Source organism: Streptomyces sp. MS191, from assembly GCF_008042125.1.
In the GTDB taxonomy this organism is placed as follows: domain Bacteria; phylum Actinomycetota; class Actinomycetes; order Streptomycetales; family Streptomycetaceae; genus Streptomyces.
On sequence record NZ_RDBI01000054.1, the window covers coordinates 258611 to 276885 of the forward strand.

General features: G+C 71.6%; 17 protein-coding genes and 2 pseudogenes. 12 read left to right on the forward strand and 7 right to left on the reverse strand.

Features of this window, described 5'->3' with window-relative positions; genetic code table 11:
• The first annotated feature begins 208 nt into the window (after window positions 1–208).
• From EAO71_RS24275 to EAO71_RS24285, 3 genes are all read left to right on the forward strand, one after another.
• Window positions 209–1369 carry a polyamine ABC transporter substrate-binding protein gene (locus EAO71_RS24275; protein ID WP_147979927.1) on the forward strand — a complete coding sequence of 387 codons (1161 nt, stop codon included), beginning with the start codon at window positions 209–211 and terminating at the stop codon, window positions 1367–1369.
• Window positions 1366–1896, forward strand: a complete 531-nt coding sequence (locus tag EAO71_RS24280) for an HXXEE domain-containing protein (RefSeq protein ID WP_261992318.1) — start codon at window positions 1366–1368, stop codon at window positions 1894–1896. Before EAO71_RS24275 ends, EAO71_RS24280 begins: the two co-directional genes overlap by 4 nt.
• 106 nt (window positions 1897–2002) lie before the next feature.
• Window positions 2003–2551 carry a hypothetical protein gene (locus EAO71_RS24285; protein WP_147979928.1) on the forward strand — a complete coding sequence of 183 codons (549 nt, stop codon included), beginning with the start codon at window positions 2003–2005 and terminating at the stop codon, window positions 2549–2551.
• Between the two features lie 64 nt (window positions 2552–2615).
• Here the strand turns inward: EAO71_RS24285 and EAO71_RS24290 are convergent, their stop codons facing one another.
• From EAO71_RS24290 to EAO71_RS24300, 3 genes are all read right to left on the reverse strand, one after another.
• The gene (locus EAO71_RS24290) at window positions 2616–3791 is read right to left on the reverse strand and encodes a serine hydrolase domain-containing protein (protein ID WP_147979929.1); all 1176 of its coding nucleotides are present in this window, start codon (window positions 3789–3791) and stop codon (window positions 2616–2618) included.
• A 95-nt stretch (window positions 3792–3886) separates the two neighbouring features.
• Window positions 3887–4603: a response regulator gene (locus EAO71_RS24295; RefSeq protein ID WP_147979930.1), complete on the reverse strand. Its 717-nt coding sequence runs from the start codon at window positions 4601–4603 to the stop codon at window positions 3887–3889.
• On the reverse strand, window positions 4600–5670 hold the full coding sequence (locus EAO71_RS24300; protein WP_261992324.1) for a sensor histidine kinase: 1071 nt from the start codon (window positions 5668–5670) through the stop codon (window positions 4600–4602). The genes EAO71_RS24295 and EAO71_RS24300 overlap by 4 nt, the downstream gene beginning before the upstream one ends.
• Window positions 5671–5700: 30 nt before the next feature.
• Here EAO71_RS24300 and EAO71_RS40095 point away from each other — a divergent pair.
• Together EAO71_RS40095 and EAO71_RS40100 are read left to right on the forward strand one after the other, a co-directional pair.
• Window positions 5701–5889 (forward strand): annotated as a pseudogene (locus EAO71_RS40095) (response regulator transcription factor); the annotation flags it as partial.
• 59 nt (window positions 5890–5948) lie between these two features.
• Window positions 5949–6221 (forward strand): hypothetical protein, encoded by a 273-nt coding sequence (locus EAO71_RS40100; protein WP_187282812.1) that lies wholly within the window; start codon window positions 5949–5951, stop codon window positions 6219–6221.
• A gap of 16 nt (window positions 6222–6237) precedes the next feature.
• Here the strand turns inward: EAO71_RS40100 and EAO71_RS40105 are convergent.
• Window positions 6238–6423, reverse strand: a pseudogene (locus EAO71_RS40105) (glycerophosphodiester phosphodiesterase); the annotation flags it as partial.
• Between the two features lie 79 nt (window positions 6424–6502).
• On the reverse strand, window positions 6503–7528 hold the full coding sequence (locus EAO71_RS24315; RefSeq protein ID WP_147979931.1) for an adenosine deaminase: 1026 nt from the start codon (window positions 7526–7528) through the stop codon (window positions 6503–6505).
• Between the two features lie 75 nt (window positions 7529–7603).
• On the opposite strand from EAO71_RS24315, the gene EAO71_RS24320 reads away from it, so the two are divergent.
• Entirely contained in the window at window positions 7604–8236 is a 633-nt protein-coding gene (locus EAO71_RS24320; RefSeq protein ID WP_147979932.1) for a DUF4190 domain-containing protein, read from the forward strand.
• Window positions 8237–8339: 103 nt separating this feature from the next.
• On the opposite strand, the gene EAO71_RS24325 is transcribed toward EAO71_RS24320, so the two are convergent.
• Window positions 8340–8891 carry an NADAR family protein gene (locus tag EAO71_RS24325; RefSeq protein ID WP_147979933.1) on the reverse strand — a complete coding sequence of 184 codons (552 nt, stop codon included), beginning with the start codon at window positions 8889–8891 and terminating at the stop codon, window positions 8340–8342.
• Window positions 8892–9066: 175 nt separating this feature from the next.
• Here EAO71_RS24325 and EAO71_RS24330 point away from each other — a divergent pair, with 175 nt between their 5' ends.
• The 6 genes from EAO71_RS24330 (at window position 9067) to EAO71_RS24355 (ending at window position 16293) form a co-directional block, all read left to right on the forward strand.
• Complete coding sequence (locus EAO71_RS24330) at window positions 9067–10581, forward strand: gamma-aminobutyraldehyde dehydrogenase (RefSeq protein WP_147979934.1); 1515 nt, start codon at window positions 9067–9069, stop codon at window positions 10579–10581.
• Between the two features lie 50 nt (window positions 10582–10631).
• Window positions 10632–11879, forward strand: a complete 1248-nt coding sequence (locus tag EAO71_RS24335) for an ABC transporter substrate-binding protein (protein WP_147979935.1) — start codon at window positions 10632–10634, stop codon at window positions 11877–11879.
• Window positions 11880–11959: 80 nt separating this feature from the next.
• Entirely contained in the window at window positions 11960–13111 is a 1152-nt protein-coding gene (locus EAO71_RS24340; RefSeq protein ID WP_147979936.1) for an ABC transporter ATP-binding protein, read from the forward strand.
• A complete protein-coding gene (locus EAO71_RS24345) occupies window positions 13108–14043 on the forward strand; it encodes an ABC transporter permease (RefSeq protein WP_147979937.1) in 936 nt (311 codons plus the stop codon). The genes EAO71_RS24340 and EAO71_RS24345 overlap by 4 nt, the downstream gene beginning before the upstream one ends.
• Entirely contained in the window at window positions 14043–14837 is a 795-nt protein-coding gene (locus EAO71_RS24350) for an ABC transporter permease (RefSeq protein ID WP_147979938.1), read from the forward strand. Before EAO71_RS24345 ends, EAO71_RS24350 begins: the two co-directional genes overlap by 1 nt.
• A 37-nt stretch (window positions 14838–14874) precedes the next feature.
• On the forward strand, window positions 14875–16293 hold the full coding sequence (locus EAO71_RS24355; RefSeq protein ID WP_147979939.1) for an NAD(P)/FAD-dependent oxidoreductase: 1419 nt from the start codon (window positions 14875–14877) through the stop codon (window positions 16291–16293).
• A gap of 97 nt (window positions 16294–16390) precedes the next feature.
• Here the strand turns inward: EAO71_RS24355 and EAO71_RS24360 are convergent.
• Window positions 16391–18275 (reverse strand): MMPL family transporter (locus tag EAO71_RS24360; RefSeq protein WP_147980041.1); only part of this gene is annotated, 1885 nt, incomplete at its 5' end.

Genomic DNA, 18275 nt, shown 5'->3' on the forward strand with positions numbered 1-18275 from the left:
AACACGGACGGGCGGTCGGGTTCCTCCCCGGCCGCCCGTCCGCGCGTCCGGACCGGACGGAACGGGCGTCGGCCAGGGCGCACCACCTGCGTCGCCCGGTGATCGACAAGGTGTCGGGGCAGGGGCCGCGGGGGAGACGGAGCGTCCATTGCCCCGGTGCGCGGCGCGGGGGGAGGCTGCTCGGGTGAGAGCGACAGCGAGGAACACCATGTCCCGCCGGACCCTGCTGCGCGGACTCGGCGGCGCCGCGGCCCTGACGGCGACGGCCGCCTGCGGGGTGCCCGCCGCCTATGTGGAGCCCGGCCGCCGGTCCGGTCGCGACCTGTCCGCACGCGACCGGGTCCTCGACTTCGCCAACTGGCCCCTCTACATCGACACCGACGACGACACGTCCAAGCGCCCCACGCTCGACGCCTTCGCCGAGCGGACCGGGATCTCCGTCCGGTACACCGAGGAGATCAACGACAACGACGAGTTCTTCGGCAAGGTGAGCCCCGCGCTGATGAACCACCAGGAGACCGGCCGGGACCTGATCGTCGTCAGCGACTGGATGGCCGCGCGCTTCGTGCGGCTCGGCTGGGTGCAGGAGATGGACCGCTCCCGGCAGCCGAACATCACCCGGCACCTCGATCCGCAGCTGCGCGGCCCCGCCTTCGACGAGGGCCGGCTGCACAGCGTGCCCTGGCAGTCCGGGATCACCGGCATCGCCTACAACCGCCGGAAGCTGGGCCGGGAGATCCGCTCGACCACGGACCTCTGGGCCGGCGACCTGCGCGGCCGGGTCACCCTGCTGTCCGGGCTCGACGAGTCCTTCGCCCTGCTGATGCAGGGCAACGGCGTGGACGTGACCCGCTGGACCGGCGACGACTTCCACGCGCTGTGCGAACAGGTCGAGGGGCTCGTACGGCGCAGGCACATCCGCCGCTTCACCGGGAACGACTACATCAAGGACCTCTCCACCGGTGACGTCCTGGCCTGTCAGGCCTACTCCGGTGACGTCATCCAGCTCCAGGCCGACAACCCCGACATCGAGTTCGTGGTCCCCGAGGAGGGGGCCGAGCTGTGGGCCGAGTCGCTGATGATCCCCAACCTCGCCTCGCACAAGGCCAACGCCGAGGCCCTGGTCGACTACTACTACGAGCCCGAGGTGGCCGCCGAGCTGGCCGCCTGGGTCAACTACGTCTGCCCGGTGCCCGCCGCCCGCGACGTCCTCGCCGACTCCGGCGACGAGGAGCTGGCCGGGCTCGCCGAGGACCCGTTGATCTTCCCGGACGACGCGATGCGCCGCCGGCTCGCCATCGCCCGGGACATCACCTCCGAGGAGCGCGCGGAGTTCGCCAGGAGGTGGAACTCGATCGTCGGGCTGTGAGTTCTCCCCTCGTGAACACGACTGTGACGTACGGCCTGTTCGTGGCCTGGGCGCTGCACGACGCCGAGGAGCTCGCGCGCGGACCGCGCTGGGTCCGGGAGCGGCTGCCGGAGCTGCGCGAGCGGTTCCCCGAGGTGCCGGAGGCCGTCTGGACGGCCATGGAGGGTGTGGACGAGCGGGAGTTCGCGACCGCCGTCGCCGTGATGGGCGCCGTGGTCGCCGCCGCGGCCGTCGCGGGAGCGCGCTCGCAGGGGCGGTCCGCCTTCTTCCAGGCCGCGTTGAACGGCTTCGGGCTGCACGGGCTCGTCCACCTCGCCCAGGCCGCCGTGGTCCGCGGCTACACGCCCGGCTCGGTCACCTCGCCGCTGCTCGTCGTTCCCTTCACGCTCTGGGCCAGGGGGCGGCTGAAGCGGGCGGGGGTCCTGCGGCCGGCCCGGGCGAGGGACGCCGTGACGGGACTCGCGGTGGCCGCGGGTGCCACCGTCGCCGCGCACGCGGTGGCGCGGCGGGTGACCCGGCGCGGGTGAGCGGCCGGGCGATCGCGGGGGCGGAGGCCGGGCGATCGCGGGGGTGGGCGGAGCCATGGCCCCACCCGGTTTTTGAACACGTTCATGAGGGGCGTAGGGTGCTGCCATGAGCGACACGAACGGGCCGAGAGCCCTCCTCAAGCGCATCCGCGTCTGGCTGGTCGTCTTCATCGTCTGCCTGGTGCTCAGCGGCCTCACCGCCTTCCCGCTGGTCACCGAACTCCACCTGGCCGAGAGCGCGCTGACGTCCTGGGCGAGCCCCGTCGCCGACCTCTTCCCCGGACTCCTCGACTGGATCCGGCGGGTGCGCGACGGCCTCGACACCGCCGACGCGGAGTACCCCTTCGTGCTGTACGGCACCGACTGGCTGGCCTTCGCCCACCTCGTCATCGCCGTCGCGTTCGTCGGGCCCTACCGCGACCCGGTCCGCAACATCTGGGTCGTCGAGTTCGGCATGATCGCCTGCGCCGGCATCATCCCGCTCGCCCTGATCTGCGGACCGATCCGGGACATCCCCTTCTGGTGGTCGGTCATCGACATGTCGTTCGGTGTCTTCGGCGTGGTCCCGCTGCTCGTCGTCCGGAGGATGATCAAGCGCCTGGAGGCCCTGACGGACGCCCCGCCGACCGCGCGGCCCGCGGCCGCGGTCTCCTGAGCCGGTGACGGAGAGGCGGCGGCACCGGCCGGTGGTTCCACCGCCGCGCCGGGGCCGCCGGCCGTCAGGCGGAGGGCGGGCCGTAGGCCGCCACCATGACGTTCAGCGCGACCCTGTTCACGTCCTGGCCCTTGGCGTCCGTGGAGTTGACGCTGTACACGAGGGTGCGCGAGCCGTCGCGGGTCGAGGCGATCGCCGCGTTGTAGCCCCACCGGCCGCCCGTCTTGCCCCACACCTCGCGGCCGCCCAGCTTCTTCATCGACAGCCCCACCGAGTAGGCCGCCGGGGCGCCGGTCCTCAGGTCCGCGACCCTCGGCAGCGTGAACATCTCCTCCAGGAGCGGGCCGCGCACCACGTCGCCCCGGAACAGGGCCCGCGTGAAACGCTCCAGATCGGCCGTGGTGGAGACGATGTCCCCGGCCGCCCAGCCGTCCGTCGTCCCCCACACCGTCACGTCCCGCAGCCCCGTCGTCCCGTCGGCCAGCCGCATCGTCTGGTAACCGTGGTTGTGGCGGCCGGCGATGTGCGGGTCGGCCCCCGGGAAGGACGTGTCCCGCAGACCCAGCGGCCTGAGGACGCGGGTGGTGACCTGGTGCTCGTAGGAGTCGCCCGTCACGCGCTCGATCAGCAGGCCGGCGACCGTGTAGCCGATGTTGAGGTAGTGCTGCCTCGTCCCGGGCGCGAACTCCGGCTCCTTCGCCGTCGCCGAGCGCACCATGTCCCGGGGGTCGTGGACGTCGAAGCGGTGCGCGTACCACTCCTCGACCGTCTCGCCCGGGAAGTCCGCGGCCGGGATGCCGTGGGTGTGGTCGAGCAGCTGGCGGACGGTGACCGCGCCGTAGCGGGCGGGGACCAGGTCCGGCAGGTACGAGCGGGCCGTCCGGTCGAGGTCCAGCCTTCCCTCGGCGGCCAGTTGCAGGGCGACCGCCGCCGTGAAGACCTTCGTCACCGAACCGGCCCGGAAGCGGGCGCCGGGGTCGGCCGGTCGGCCGGTCCGCAGGTCGTGCACGCCCGAACTGCCCCGCCAGACGCCTTCGGTGCCGCCGACCCGGACCAGCGCCGCCGTCGCGTCGGCCGTCGGCAGCCCGGCGATCGCCGCCTCCAGGGCCGGGCCGAGCGGCGGGGCGGTCGCCGCGGTGGCGGTCTCCGGGCCGGCGGCCACCGCCGGGACGACCGCCGGACCCGCGGCGACCCCGAGGGCCAGGGTGGCGGCGAGCAGGATGCGGGTGGTGCGCTGCATGGTCAACTCCGTGGTGTGAGCCGTTGTTCTCGATGGCTCCATCCTGCTGACCTGCGACGTCGGGCGGATCGCCCGCACCGGGGGTCTTCCCCGGGTCAGGTCCTCGCCGACGCGGGGGAGCCCGCGCCCGCCCCGCCTCCCCCGGCCGGGGGAGCGGCCGCGCCCGCCGCGACCAGTCCCGTCTCGTACGCGCAGATCACCGCCTGGATCCGGTCGCGCAGCCCCAGCTTGGCGAGCACGTTCCCGACGTGCGTCTTGACCGTGTGGTCGCTGACCACCAGCTCCGCCGCGATCTCGGCGTTCGACAGGCCGCGCGCGAGCAGCAGCAGCGTCTCCCGCTCCCGCCCGGTCAGCGCGTCCAGGGCCGGATCGGTCCGGCGCGGCCGGGCCGCGGGGCGGGTGTACTGCTCCACCAGCCGCCGCGCCACCGACGGCGCGAGCAGCGAGTCGCCCCGCGCCACCACCCGCACCGCGTGCACCAGGTCGTCGCGGCGCACGTCCTTCAGCAGGAAGCCGCTGGCACCCGCGTGCAGCGCCTCGTACACGTACTCGTCGGAGTCGAAGGTCGTCAGCATCACCGTCCGGCAGTCGCTCCGCTCGCTGATCGCCCGGCAGGCCTCGATGCCGTCGGTCCGCGGCATCCGGATGTCGAGCAGCGCCACGTCCGGCGCGAGCCGGAGCACGGCCTCCACCGCCTCGGCGCCGTCGCCCGCCTCGGCGACGACCTCGATGTCCGGCTGGACGTCCAGGATCATCGCGAAGCCGCTGCGGACCAGTTCCTGGTCGTCCGCCACCACCACACGGATCGTCAACTCCCCACCTCCGCACCCGAGGTTACGGGGATTACGGGGATCTCCACCCGCACCTCGAAGCCCCGGCCGTCCGGACCCGGACCGGTGACCGCCGTGCCGCCGTGGGCCGCCGCGCGTTCCCGTATGCCCACGAGTCCGTGCCCGGCCGACCCCGGCTGGGCCCCGCGCCCGTCGTCCGACACCACGATCCCCACGACACCCTCCGCGTACCTCAGCCGGACCGAGGCGCTGCGCGCGTGCGCGTGCCGGACCACGTTCGTCAGCGCCTCCTGCACGATCCGGTAGACGGTCGCCCCGGTCGCCGCGGACAGCGTCCGCACCCCGCCGGACGTCTCGTACCCGACGTCGAGCCCGCTGGCCCGCACCCGCTCCACCAGCTCGTGGAGCGCCGCGATGTCCGGCTGCGGAGCACGCGGGGACTCACCGGGACCGTCGCCCTCCCGCAGGACCCCCAGCATCCGGCGCAGCTGCGCCATCGCGTCCCGGCCGGTCTCGGAGATCGCGTCGAACGCGGCCTCCGCCCGTTCCGGAGCCGTCCGGACCGCGACCGGCCCGGCCTCCGCCTGCACGATCATCAGGCTCACCGCGTGCGACAGGATGTCGTGCATCTCCCGGGCGATCCGGGCCCGTTCGCGCGCCGCGGCCTGCTCGGCCTCGACCCGGTCCGCCCGCCGGCGGGTGACGGTCAGCCGGCCGAACACGTAGGCCGCGGCGAAGACGAAGAGGGAGAAGGTCAGTTCGCGGGCCGACTGGGTGTTGAGCCAGACGGACCACGGGACGGCGACGGCCATCAGCAGCGCGGTCACGAGCCGCTGCCACGGCGGGGCGAGCATGGCGATCGTGTAGACGATGACGAGCCCGGTGTAGGGCAGCGGCTGCCCCGGGCCCTCCACGGCCACCCGGTACAGGCCGCTGGTGGCCAGGATCGCGAGCAGCACGGTCAGCGGCGCACGGCGCCGCCAGACCAGCGGGACCACCGTCAGCGTCGTCAGCCCGTACGCCGGCCAGGTCGCCGGCTCCAGCTCGGCCGGCCGGGGCTTCGAGGTGCGGGTGGAGATCCCCGTAATCCCCGTAACCTCGGGTGCGGAGGTGGGGAGTTGACGATCCGTGTGGTGGTGGCGGACGACCAGGAACTGGTCCGCAGCGGCTTCGCGATGATCCTGGACGTCCAGCCGGACATCGAGGTCGTCGCCGAGGCGGGCGACGGCGCCGAGGCGGTGGAGGCCGTGCTCCGGCTCGCGCCGGACGTGGCGCTGCTCGACATCCGGATGCCGCGGACCGACGGACGTACGACGGTGTCCCCACCCTGCGCGAGGGCGACCTGACGTACGACGGTGTCCGGCTGATGATCGACCTGCCGGGCGGCGACGAGAGCTCCGTCCGCACCGTCGTCGGCATCGTCCGCGAGTGCGGCGCGTCCGAGCGGGTCGTCTACTGCGCGGGAGGTGTCGCCATGCTCCACGTGCGGGCCGCGGACCCGTCCGCCGAGATCGCGCTGACGTGGACGTCGCTCGCCCCGCCGCGGGCCGCGCTGCTCGGAGCGGACCGGCCGCGATCAGCGCCTCGCGCAGGGTGGGGACACCGTCGTACGTCAGGTCGCGGACCTGCTCCAGGGTGAGGTCGGACAGCGCGAGGTCGTGGCCCCACAGCCGTTTCAGCCCGTCGTCGTGGAGCAGGACGGGCACGCCGTCCTCGGTGAGCCGTACATCGATCTCGACGGTGTCCGCGCCCCCCTCGATCGCCGAGACGATCGAGGGGACGGTGTTCTCCCGCACGCGGTACGGGTCGCCGCGGTGGCCTACGACAGTGACGTGGTCCATGGGGCCATTGTCACGGCATCCCCGGCCCGGCGTCCGGATCCGGCGGGGTGCGCGCGGCGGCCGGCGCCCTCCCGGAGGGTCAGCGGGACAGCCACTTCTCGGTGTAGTCGTCGATCTCCGCGGCGAGCCGGGCCTTGCCCGCCGGGTCGAGGAAGGAGGCCTCGACCGCGTTCTTGGCGAGGGCCGCCAGGCCCCGCTCGTCGAGCTCCAGCAGACGGGCGGCGACCGCGTACTCGTTGTTGAGGTCCGAACCGAACATCGGCGGGTCGTCGCTGTTGATCGTCACCAGGACCCCGGCCTTCACCATCTCCTTGACCGGGTGCTCGTCCAGGTCCAGGACCGCCCGGGTGGCGATGTTCGAGGTCGGGCAGACCTCCAGCGGGATCCGGTGCTCGGCCAGGTACTTCAGCAGCTCGGGGTCCTGCACGGCGCTGGTGCCGTGGCCGATGCGCTCGGCGCCCAGCTCGTTCAGCGCGTCCCAGATGGTCTCGGGGCCGGTCGTCTCGCCGGCGTGCGGGACCGAGTGGAGGCCGGCCGCGATCGCCCGGTCGAAGTAGGGCTTGAACTGCGGGCGCGGGACGCCGATCTCCGGGCCGCCGAGCCCGAAGGCGACGAGACCCTCGGGGTGCAGGTCGACGGCGAGGCGGGCGGTCTCCTCGGCGGCCTCCAGGCCGGCCTCGCCGGGGATGTCGAAGCACCAGCGCAGCACGACGCCCAGCTCGGCCTCGGCGGCCCTGCGGGCGTCCTCGATGGCGTCCATGAAGGCGCGCTCGTCGATGCCCCGGCGGGTCGAGCTGTACGGGGTGATCGTCAGCTCGGCGTACCGGATGTTCTGGCGGGCCATGTCACGGGCGACCTCGTAGGTCAGCAGCCGGACGTCCTCCGGGGTGCGGATCAGGTCCACGACGGACAGGTAGACGTCGATGAAGTGGGCGAAGTCGGTGAACACGAAGTAGTCGACGAGGGCCTCGGGGTCCGTGGGGACCTTGGAGTCCGGGTGGCGCGCGGCCAGCTCGGCGACGATCCGGGGGGAGGCGGAGCCGACGTGGTGGACGTGCAGCTCTGCCTTGGGAAGCCCCGCGATGAAGGGGTGGAGATCGGTCATCGGGTCATCGTAGGCCGGGCCGTTCGCCTGTCGGAGGGAGGTCGTAGCATGGCGTGACCACGATGGGGGAGGCCCATGTCTGACAACAGCGACCAGCCGCAGGGCGGGTACGACCCGGCGGACCCGTGGGCTCCGCCGAACCGCGACGGTGTGGAACTGAGCAAGCCGTCGCCCTCGCCTGCGACACCGCCGGTGCCGCAGGTGCACGACCAGCCGACGATGACGTCGATGCCGACCGGGGAGGTGCCGCCGCCTCCGGTCGCTCCGGGCGGCTACGGCTACCCCACGGCGCCGACCCCGCCGGTGGCCCCGGCCTCGTCCGGGTACGGATACCCCGGCTACCCCTCCTACGGCGGCGGGGGCTACGCCGGCCAGCCGGGCTGGCAGCAGCAGCCGTCGAACGGCATGGGCACGGCCTCGATGGTGCTCGGCATCATCGCGACCGCGGGCTTCTGCCTGTACGGCCTGGGGGCGATCCTCGGCATCCTGGCGCTGATCTTCGGCGTCATCGGCCTCAAGAAGGCGGGCCGGGGCGAGGCGACGAACCGGGGGATGGCCATCGCGGGCATCGTGCTCGGCGCGATCGGCACGCTCGTCAGCGCCGTGTTCCTCGGCTTCATCATCTGGGCGATAGCCCAGGACTCCTCGTCCTTCGACGACGAGGACGACCCGTTCGCGACGCACCTGGTCGTGGAGACGCGCCGGTAGGGCGTGTCCCGGGCGAGTCCGGAACGAGGGGCGCGTGATCACCGATCACGCGCCCTCGGCATGTGCGGCGGCCCCCGTCACGGCCGCGTCCGCACGGTCCCGGTCACGCCCCCGTGCGCAGGCGCTCCCGGGCCTCCATCAGGGCGAAGCCCAGCAGGTTCAGGCCGCGCCAGCGGGCCGGGTCCTTGGCCCGGGCGTCGTCCGCCGCCAGGCCGATGCCCCAGATGCGGTCCAGCGGGCTCGCCTCCACCAGGACCCGGCCGCCCGTGCCGAGGAGGTATCCGCGCAGCGCCTCGTCCGACGAGAACTTGTGGACGCTGCCCGCCACCACGATCCCGAAGCGCTCCCGCTCCCAGACCGCGTTGTCGAAGCCGCGCACCAGCCGCCCCGCGTTCTTCGCCTGCGCGGGCGTCGCGGCGTCCAGCGCCGCCCGCTCGGCCTCCGCGTCCCCGAAGAGCCGCGCCTTCGACGCCATCATCCAGTGCTCCGCCGTCGCGTACCGCACGCCCTCGACTTCGAAGGGTGACGGCCACCACTGGCTCAGACAGCTCGCCGAGAGCCTGCCGTCCGGCATCGGCCGGTGCCCCCAGAAGAGCAGCCACTTCACGCGTTCACCCCGGCTGACCTGCTCCGTCAGCTGTTCCAGATTCCCCATGCACGCGAGTCTGACAGCCGCCACGGACACTCCGTACGCTGAAGTGACCGACCCCTCGACACTTGGTCGACCGATTCCGTCGCGTAACCAAAAGGCAACAACGGAATCACTTGTTGGACGGTTATCCCTCTGTCAGGATCGGCACTCAATTCGAGCTGGAACAACGGAGAGCGTCATGGGCAACCGCTTCCAGGCAACGGACCGCTTCGCGGACGGCGCGCAGTACATCGGCGGGCGTCTGCGACCCGGAACCTCAGGTCAGGAGCACAGCGTCGTCGACCCGGCGACGGGCGAGCGCGTGCTCACCTACGAACTCGCGTCCACCGCGGACGTGGACGCCGCCGTGGCCGCCGCGCGGGACGCCTTCCCCGGCTGGTCCGGGGCGACCCCGGGCGAGCGCTCGGACGCCCTGCACCGGTTCGCCGGCGTCCTGGCCGAGCAGGCCGACGACCTCGCCCGCGCCGAGTCGCTCCAGTGCGGCAAGCCCGTCAAGCTCACCACCGAGTTCGACGTCCCCGGCACCGTCGACAACACGGCCTTCTTCGCGGGGGCGGCCCGCCACCTCCAGGGCCAGTCGGCCGGCGAGTACAGCGGCGACCACACCTCGTACGTACGGCGTGAGGCGATCGGCGTCGTCGGATCCATCGCCCCCTGGAACTACCCGCTCCAGATGGCCGCCTGGAAGGTCCTGCCGGCCATCGCCGCCGGCAACACGATCGTCCTCAAGCCGGCCGAACTCACCCCCCTGACCTCGCTGATGTTCGCCCAGGCGGCCACCGAGGCCGGGATCCCCGACGGCGTCGTCAACATCGTCACCGGCGCCGGCCGCACCACCGGCGAGCACCTCGTCGGCCACCCCGACGTGGCCATGACCTCGTTCACCGGCTCCACCCCGGTCGGCCGGCGCGTGGCCGAGATCGCCACGGCCACCGTCAAGCGCCTCCACCTCGAACTCGGGGGCAAGGCGCCCTTCGTGGTCTTCGACGACGCCGACCTGGAGGCCGCCGCCCACGGCGCCGTCGCCGCCTCGCTCATCAACAGCGGCCAGGACTGCACCGCCGCCACCCGCGCCTACGTCCAGCGTCCGCTGTTCGACGCCTTCGTCGCGCGCGTCGCCGAGCTGATGGAGACCGTCCGGCTCGGCGACCCCTTCGACCCCGCCACCGACCTCGGCCCGCTGGTCAGCCACGTCCACCGCGACCGCGTCGCCGCGTTCGTCGACCGCGCCCGCGGCTACGCCACCGTCGTCACCGGCGGCGAAGCGCCGGGCGGTGACCTCAAGGACGGCGCGTACTATCGTCCGACCCTGATCACCGGCGCCGCGCAGGACAGCGAGGTCGTGCAGTCGGAGATCTTCGGCCCGGTCCTGGTGGCCCTGCCCTTCGACGGCGACGACGAGGGCCTCCGGCTCGCCAACGACACCCCGTACGGCCTCGCCGCCTCCGCCTGGAGCCGCGACGTCTTCCGGGCGAACCGCGCCACCCGCGAGCTCAGGGCGGGCTGCGTGTGGATCAACGACCACATCCCGATCATCAGCGAGATGCCGCACGGCGGCTACAAGGCCTCCGGGTTCGGAAAGGACATGTCGTCGTACTCCTTCGAGGAGTACACGCAGGTCAAGCACGTGATGTACGACAACACGGCGGTCGCCGCGAAGGACTGGCACCGCACGATCTTCGGGGACCGATAGCAGCCCGTCGCCCGACCAGCGGCGAACACCATCCCGAAAGGGCACAGCGCATGGAGCAGTACGAGCCCGACAGCCTGTCCGCGGCGCAGCTGGCCGCGATGCGGCGCAGCCTCACCAGCGGCCGGGGCGCCCTCAGCCGCCGTTCGATGCTGCGCGCCGGCGGTGTCGGTGCGCTCACCATCGGCTCACTGGCCGGTCTGAGCGCCTGCGGCATCCCGCCGGCGAAGCGGGAGGGCCAGGGGCCCGCCTCCACGGACTTCTCGGCCAAGGAGAGGCAGGTCGCCTTCTCCAACTGGACCGAGTACATGGACGTCAGCGAGGACGAGAAGTCCCGTCCGACCCTGGAGGCCTTCGCCAAGCGCACCGGGATCAAGGTCAAGTACACCGAGGACATCAACGACAACGTCGAGTTCTTCGGCAAGATCAAGCCGCAGCTCGCGGCGGGCCAGGACACCGGCCGTGACCTGATATGCGTCACGGACTGGCTCGCGGCCCGGATCATCCGGCTCGGCTGGGCGCAGAAGCTGGACCCGGCCAACCTGCCCAACGCCTACGCGAACCTGTCCGCGCAGTTCCGGCGCCCCGACTGGGACCCGGGCCGCTCGTACTCGTACCCGTGGACCGGCATCTCCACGGTCATCGCGTACAACGCGAAGGCGACCGGCGGGAAGAAGGTCGACTCCGTCACCCAGCTGCTGGACGACCCGTCCCTCAAGGGCCGGGTCGGCTTCCTCACCGAGATGCGCGACTCGGTCGGCATGACCCTGCTCGACATGGGCAAGGACCCGGGCGCGTTCACCGACGCCGACTACGACGCGGCGATCGGGCGGCTCCAGAAGGGCGTCGACAAGAAGCAGATCCGCCGCTTCACCGGCAACGACTACACCTCCGACCTGGACAAGGGCGACATCGCCGCCTGTCTCGCCTGGGCCGGCGACATCATCCAGCTGCAGGCCGACAACCCGGACATCAAGTTCTCCATCCCGTCGGCCGGCTACATCACCTCCAGCGACAACCTGCTGGTCCCCGCCCAGTCGCGGCACAAGACCAACGCCGAGAAGCTCATCGACTACTACTACGAGCTTCCGGTCGCCGCCCAACTGGCCGCCTACATCAACTACGTCTGCCCGGTCGACGGGGTGAAGGACGAGCTCGCCAAGATCGACCCGGAGCTCGCCGCCAACACGCTGATCCTCCCCGACAAGGCCATGGCCGCGAAGTCGCACGCCTTCCGCTCGCTCACCAGCGCGGAGGAGACGGCGTACGAAGAGAAGTTCGCCAAGCTCATCGGCGCCTGAGCACGGGCGCCGAGCCCGGCGCCCGTACCCGCAGGCCATGTACGCCGTCCACTCCTCACCACGACCTGGGACCGCAACCCATGACTGACACGAACACCGGCGGCGATGTCCGTCTCACCGGGATCAGCAAGACCTACGGCTCCTTCCACGCCGTCCGGCCGCTCGACCTGACCGTCCCGCAGGGCTCGTTCTTCGCCCTCCTCGGCGCCTCCGGCTGCGGCAAGACCACCACCCTGCGGATGATCGCCGGCCTGGAGGACCCCACCACCGGCACGGTCTTCCTCGGCGACAAGGACGTCACCGACCTGCCGCCGTACAAGCGGCCGGTCAACACCGTCTTCCAGTCCTACGCGCTCTTCCCGCACCTGGACATCCAGGAGAACATCGCCTTCGGTCTGCGCCGGCGCGGCGTCAAGTCGGTGAAGAAGCAGGTCTCCGACATGCTCGACCTCGTCCAGCTCGGCGACAAGGCCCGGCACAAGCCGCACCAGCTGTCCGGCGGTCAGCAGCAGCGCGTCGCCGTGGCCCGCGCACTCATCAACCACCCGCAGGTGCTGCTCCTCGACGAGCCGCTCGGCGCCCTCGACCTCAAGCTGCGCCGCCAGATGCAGCTGGAGCTCAAGCGGATCCAGACCGAGGTCGGCATCACCTTCATCCACGTCACCCACGACCAGGAGGAGGCCATGACCATGGCCGACCAGGTCGCGGTGATGAACGGCGGCCTGGTCGAGCAGCTCGGCGCCCCCGCGGACCTGTACGAGAACCCGCGGACCACGTTCGTCGCGAACTTCCTCGGCACCTCCAACCTGATCGAGGCCGAGGTCGCCGAGAGCGGCGGCGCGGACCTCGTCGTCACGGCGGGCGGGGGCAAGCTCCGGCTGCCCGCCGACCGCTGTTCCGCGACGGTCCGCACCGGCGGCAAGGTCCTCGTGGGCGTCCGCCCCGAGAAGATCTCGCTCGCCCACGCCGACGACGCGGGGCGGATAGCCGACGGCCGCAACAAGGTCACCGGCCGGATCGTCGACTCCTCCTTCATCGGCGTCTCCACCCAGTACGTGGTGAACTCGCCGGCGGGCGCCGAACTCCAGGTCTACGAGCAGAACATCGAGCGCGACGCGCGCCTCGTCCCCGGGGCCGAGGTCGTCCTGCACTGGAACCCGGCGCACACCTTCGGGCTCGACGCCGATCAGGACATCGACGCGGGCGTGGAGACGGTGGAGGACGCCGGATGAGCACGACGACCCTCACCAAGGAGGACGCGGCGCCGCCCGTGGCGGAGCTTCCGGTGCGCAAGGCCTCCACCCGCAAGCGGCTCGTCCCGTACTGGCTGCTGCTGCCCGGCATCGTCTGGCTGCTCGTCTTCTTCGCGCTGCCGATGGTCTACCAGGCGTCGACCTCGGTGCAGACCGGCTCGCTGGAGAAGGGCTTCGAGGTCACCTGGCACTTCCAGACCTACTGGGACGCCTTCCAGGAGTACTGGCCGCAGTTCGTCCGCTCCCTGCTCTACGCCGGCACGGCCACGCTGCTCTGCCTGCTCCTCGGCTACCCGCTGGCGTATCTGATCGCCTTCAAGGCCGGCCGCTGGCGGAACCTGCTGCTGGTCCTGGTGATCGCCCCGTTCTTCACCAGCTTCCTCATCCGCACGCTGGCCTGGAAGACGATCCTGGCCGACGACAGCATCGTGGTCGACGCGCTGAACGCCCTGCACGTCCTGGACGTGACCAGCTGGCTCGGCTGGACCGAGGGCGACCGGGTCCTCGCCACCCCGATGGCGGTCGTCTGCGGTCTGACGTACAACTTCCTGCCGTTCATGATCCTGCCGCTCTACACCTCGCTGGAGCGGATCGACGGCCGGCTCCACGAGGCCGCCCAGGACCTGTACGCCTCTCCCGCGACGACCTTCCGGAAGGTGACGTTCCCGCTCTCCACGCCGGGCGTCGTCTCGGGCACCCTGCTCACCTTCATCCCGGCGAGCGGCGACTACGTCAACGCCGAACTGCTGGGCTCCACCGACACCAAGATGGTGGGCAACGTCATCCAGTCGCAGTTCCTCCGGGTGCTCGACTACCCGACGGCGGCCGCGCTGTCCTTCATCCTCATGGCGATCGTGCTGGTCATGGTCACCGTCTACATCCGCCGCGCCGGAACGGAGGATCTGGTCTGATGCGCTGGATACGACAGCACCTGGTCGTCATCGCGGGTCTGCTGACGCTCGCGTACATGATCCTGCCGAACATCGTCGTCATGGTGTTCTCGTTCAACAAGCCGAACGGGCGCTTCAACTACGCCTGGCAGAAGTTCTCGCTGGACGCCTGGAAGGACCCGTGCGGCGTCGCCGACATGTGCGGCTCGCTCTCCCTGTCGCTCCAGCTGGCCGCCTGGGCGACGCTGGGCGCCACCGTCCTCGGCACGATGATCGCCTTCGCGCTGGTCCGCTACCGCTTCCGGGCGCGCGGCGCGATCAACTCGCTGATCTTCCTGCCGATGGCGATGCCCGAGGTCGTCATGGCCGCCTCGCTGCTCACGCTCTTCCTCAACATGGGCGCCGAGCTGGGCTTCTGGACGGTCCTGATCGCCCACATCATGTTCTGCCTGTCCTTCGTCGTCACCGCCGTCAAGGCCCGCGTGATGTCGATGGACCCGCGCCTGGAGGAGGCCGCCCGCGACCTCTACGCCGGCCCGGTGCAGACCTTCGTCCGGGTGACGCTGCCGATCGCCGCCCCCGGCATCGCGGCCGGCGCGCTGCTCGCCTTCGCGCTCTCGTTCGACGACTTCATCATCACCAACTTCAACGCGGGCTCCACCGTCACGTTCCCCATGTTCGTCTGGGGTTCGGCGCAGCGCGGCACGCCCGTCCAGATCAACGTCATCGGCACGGCGATGTTCATCATTGCCGTACTGGTGGTGGTATCCGGTCAGATCGTCACGAACCGGCGCCGTAAAGCGGCAGCACAGTGAGCACGACCCCGAGCACGCCCTGAAGGAGTTGGAAACCATGGCCCCAGTCGCCATGCGTATCGCTGCACAATCTCTCTCGGACGCCCAGCCCGTCCCCTTCTGGCTGGAAGACCCCGGCAAGCCCGGCGCCCTCCCCGCCCTCACCGGCACGGAGAACTGCGACCTCCTGGTGGTCGGCGGCGGCTACAGCGGCCTGTGGACCGCGCTCCTCGCCAAGGAGCGGGAGCCGGAGCGGGACGTCGTCCTGATCGAGGGGCGCGAGGTGGGCTGGGCCGCCTCGGGTCGCAACGGCGGCTTCTGCGCCGCTTCCCTCACCCACGGGTTCGGCAACGGGCTCGCCCGCTGGCCGGACGAGCTGGCCACGCTGGAGGGGCTCGGCGAGCGCAACCTCGACGCCATCGAGGAGGCGGTCGCCCGCTACTCCCTCGACTGCGACTTCGAGCGCACCGGCGAGATCGACGTCGCCACCGAGCCGCACCAGGTCGAGGAGCTCGCCGAGGTCCACGAGACGGCCCGCCGGCTCGGTCTGGGCGACGGACTGGAACTCCTCGACCGGGACGCGGTCCGCGCGGAGGTCGACTCCCCGACGTTCCTCGGCGGCCTCTGGGACCGCCGCGGAGTCGCCATGCTCAACCCGGCGAAGCTCGCCTGGGGGCTGAAGCGGGCGTGCCTGGAGCTGGGCGTACGGATCTTCGAGAACACGCCCGGCCTGGAACTGGTCCCCGTCGGCGCCGGCATGGGCGTGCGCACCCCCTACGGCCGGATCGTCGCCCGCCGGGTCGCGCTGGGCACGAACGTCTTCCCGTCGCTGGTCAAGCGGGTCCGGCCCTACACCGTCCCGGTCTACGACTACGCCCTGACGACCGAGCCGCTCAGCCCCGGACAGCTCGCCTCCATCGGCTGGAAGAACCGCCAGGGGCTCGGGGACAGCGCCAACCAGTTCCACTACTTCCGCATCACCGCCGACAACCGGATCCTGTGGGGCGGCTACGACGCGGTCTACCCCTTCGGCGGGCGGATGAGCGCGGAGATGGACCACCGTCCCGAGACGTACCTCAAGCTCGCCGAGCACTTCTTCCAGTGCTTCCCGCAGCTGGAGGGGCTCCGCTTCAGCCACGCCTGGGGCGGCGCGATCGACACCTGCTCGCGCTTCTCGGCGTTCTTCGGCACCGCCCACCGCGGCAAGGTCGCCTACGCGGCCGGGTTCACCGGCCTCGGCGTCGGCGCGACGCGGTTCGGCGCCGACGTGATGCTCGACCTCCTCGCGGGGGAGCGCACGGAGCGGACGGAGCTGGAGATGGTGCGCTCCAAGCCGCTGCCGTTCCCGCCCGAGCCGATCGCCTGGGCGGGCATCGGCATCACCAAGTGGTCGCTGGCCCGCGCCGACGAGAACGGCGGCCGGCGCAACCTGTGGCTGAAGGCGATGGACCGCCTGGGACTCGGCTTCGACAGCTAGGGGGCGTCCTGTCGGGCCCCGTCCGCCCGGACCGGGCCCGGGTTCCACCACCCGAGGGGACACCGCGTGCGAGGTGTCCCCCCGGGTCCCGCCGGAGTCACGGCGCGGGCCGCGGCCCCGTCCCGCTCGCGGCGGCCAGCTCGCCCTCGCCCTCGGTGTCCACGTGCGGCAGGATCCGGTCCAGCCAACGGGGGGTCCACCAGGCCCATTCGCCGAGCAGCGTCATCACGGCGGGCACCAGCAGCAGGCGCGCGATCGTCGCGTCGATCAGCACGCTCGCGGCGAGGCCGAGCCCCATCATCTTGATCACGATGTTGTCGCTCACGATGAACGCGGCGAAGACGCTGACCATGATGAGCGCCGCGCAGGTGATGACGCGGGCCGTGATCTCCAGGGCGTGCGCCACGCTCGCCTTGGCGTCGCCGGTGCGCAGCCAGGCCTCGTGCACGCGGGACAGCAGGAAGATCTCGTAGTCCATGCTCAGGCCGAAGACGATGGCGAACATCATCATCGGCACGTAGCTCTCGATGGGGACGTCGCCGGACACCCCGAGCGCGGGGCCTCCCCAGCCCCACTGGAAGACGGCGACGACGACGCCGTACGAGGCGGCGATGGACAGCAGGTTCAGGACCGCGGCCTTCAGGGCGACGAGCGGCCCCCGGAAGACCACCAGGATGACCAGGAACGCCAGGCCCACGACCACGACGATGATGATCGGCAGGCGGCTGGAGACGATGTCGAGGAAGTCGATCTGGGCGGCCGTGGTCCCGGTGACGTAGGTGGCGGCGGTCGTGCCGCTGACCGCCTGCGGGAGGACGTCCTCGGAGAGGTGGTTGGTGAGCGACGTGGTGAGCTCGTCCTGCGGTGCGGCCACCGAGTAGGCCGTGGCGATCAGGACGTCGCCGTCCGAGGTCGGGGTGAGCGGGGTGATCAGGGCGGCGTTCGGGACCCCGGTGAGCGCCTTCTGCGCCTGGCTCGCCAGCGCGGACCGGTCGGCCGCCGGAACCGAGGTCTGGTCGATGACCAGGGTCAGCGGTCCGTTGGAGCCCGGTCCGAAGGCCGTGGACATCAGGTCGAACGCCCGCCGGTCGGTGAACGACTTCGGATCCGCTCCGTCGCCGATGTGTCCGAGCTGGATGAAGAAGAGCGGGATGGAGAGCACGGCGAGGACGACGACGCCCGCGGTCAGGAACCACCAGGGGCGGCGCTCCACGCGCAGGGCGTAGCGGTGCCAGGTGCCGTGGGCCTCGTCGGTGCCGGGTTCGGTCTCGGCCACCGGCTTGCGCAGGTGGAGCCGGTCGATGTGACGACCGATCAGGCCGAGCATCGCCGGCACGAGGGTGAGGGCTCCGATGACCGCCGTGACCACGGTCGAGGTCGCGGCCAGACCGAGCAGGCCGATGAAGCTCAGCCCGGACACCCACAGCCCGCACAGGGCGATGACGACCGTGCAGCCCGAGACGAGGACGGCCCGGCCGCTGGTCGCGGTGGCCACCCCGGCGGCGGACACCGGGTCCATGCCGTTCATCAGGAGTTGCCGGTGCCGGGTGATCAGGAAGAGGGCGTAGTCGATGCCGACGCCGATGCCGATCATCGTGGCCAGCGTGGGGGAGACGGTGGCGAAGGTCCACACGGCGGCGAGGAGGCCGAGCACGGAGAGGCCGCAGAGGGCCGCGACCAGCGCGGTGACCAGGGGCAGTACGGCGGCGATCAGGCTGCCGAAGCCGATGATGAGCACGACGATGGCGACCGCGAAGCCGATCGTCTCGCTGACGCGGTCGTCGGGCTCGGGCCGGGCCAGCTCGCCGAGCGAGCCGCCGTACTCGACCTCGACACCGGCGGAGCGCAGCGGCTGCACGGCGGCGTCCACCCCGGCCAGGTAGCCGTCCCCGAGGGTGCCGGGCTGGACGTCGAAGCGGACGGTGATGTACCCGGTCTTGCCGTGGACGTCGAAGCGGACGGTGATGTACCCGGTCTTGCCG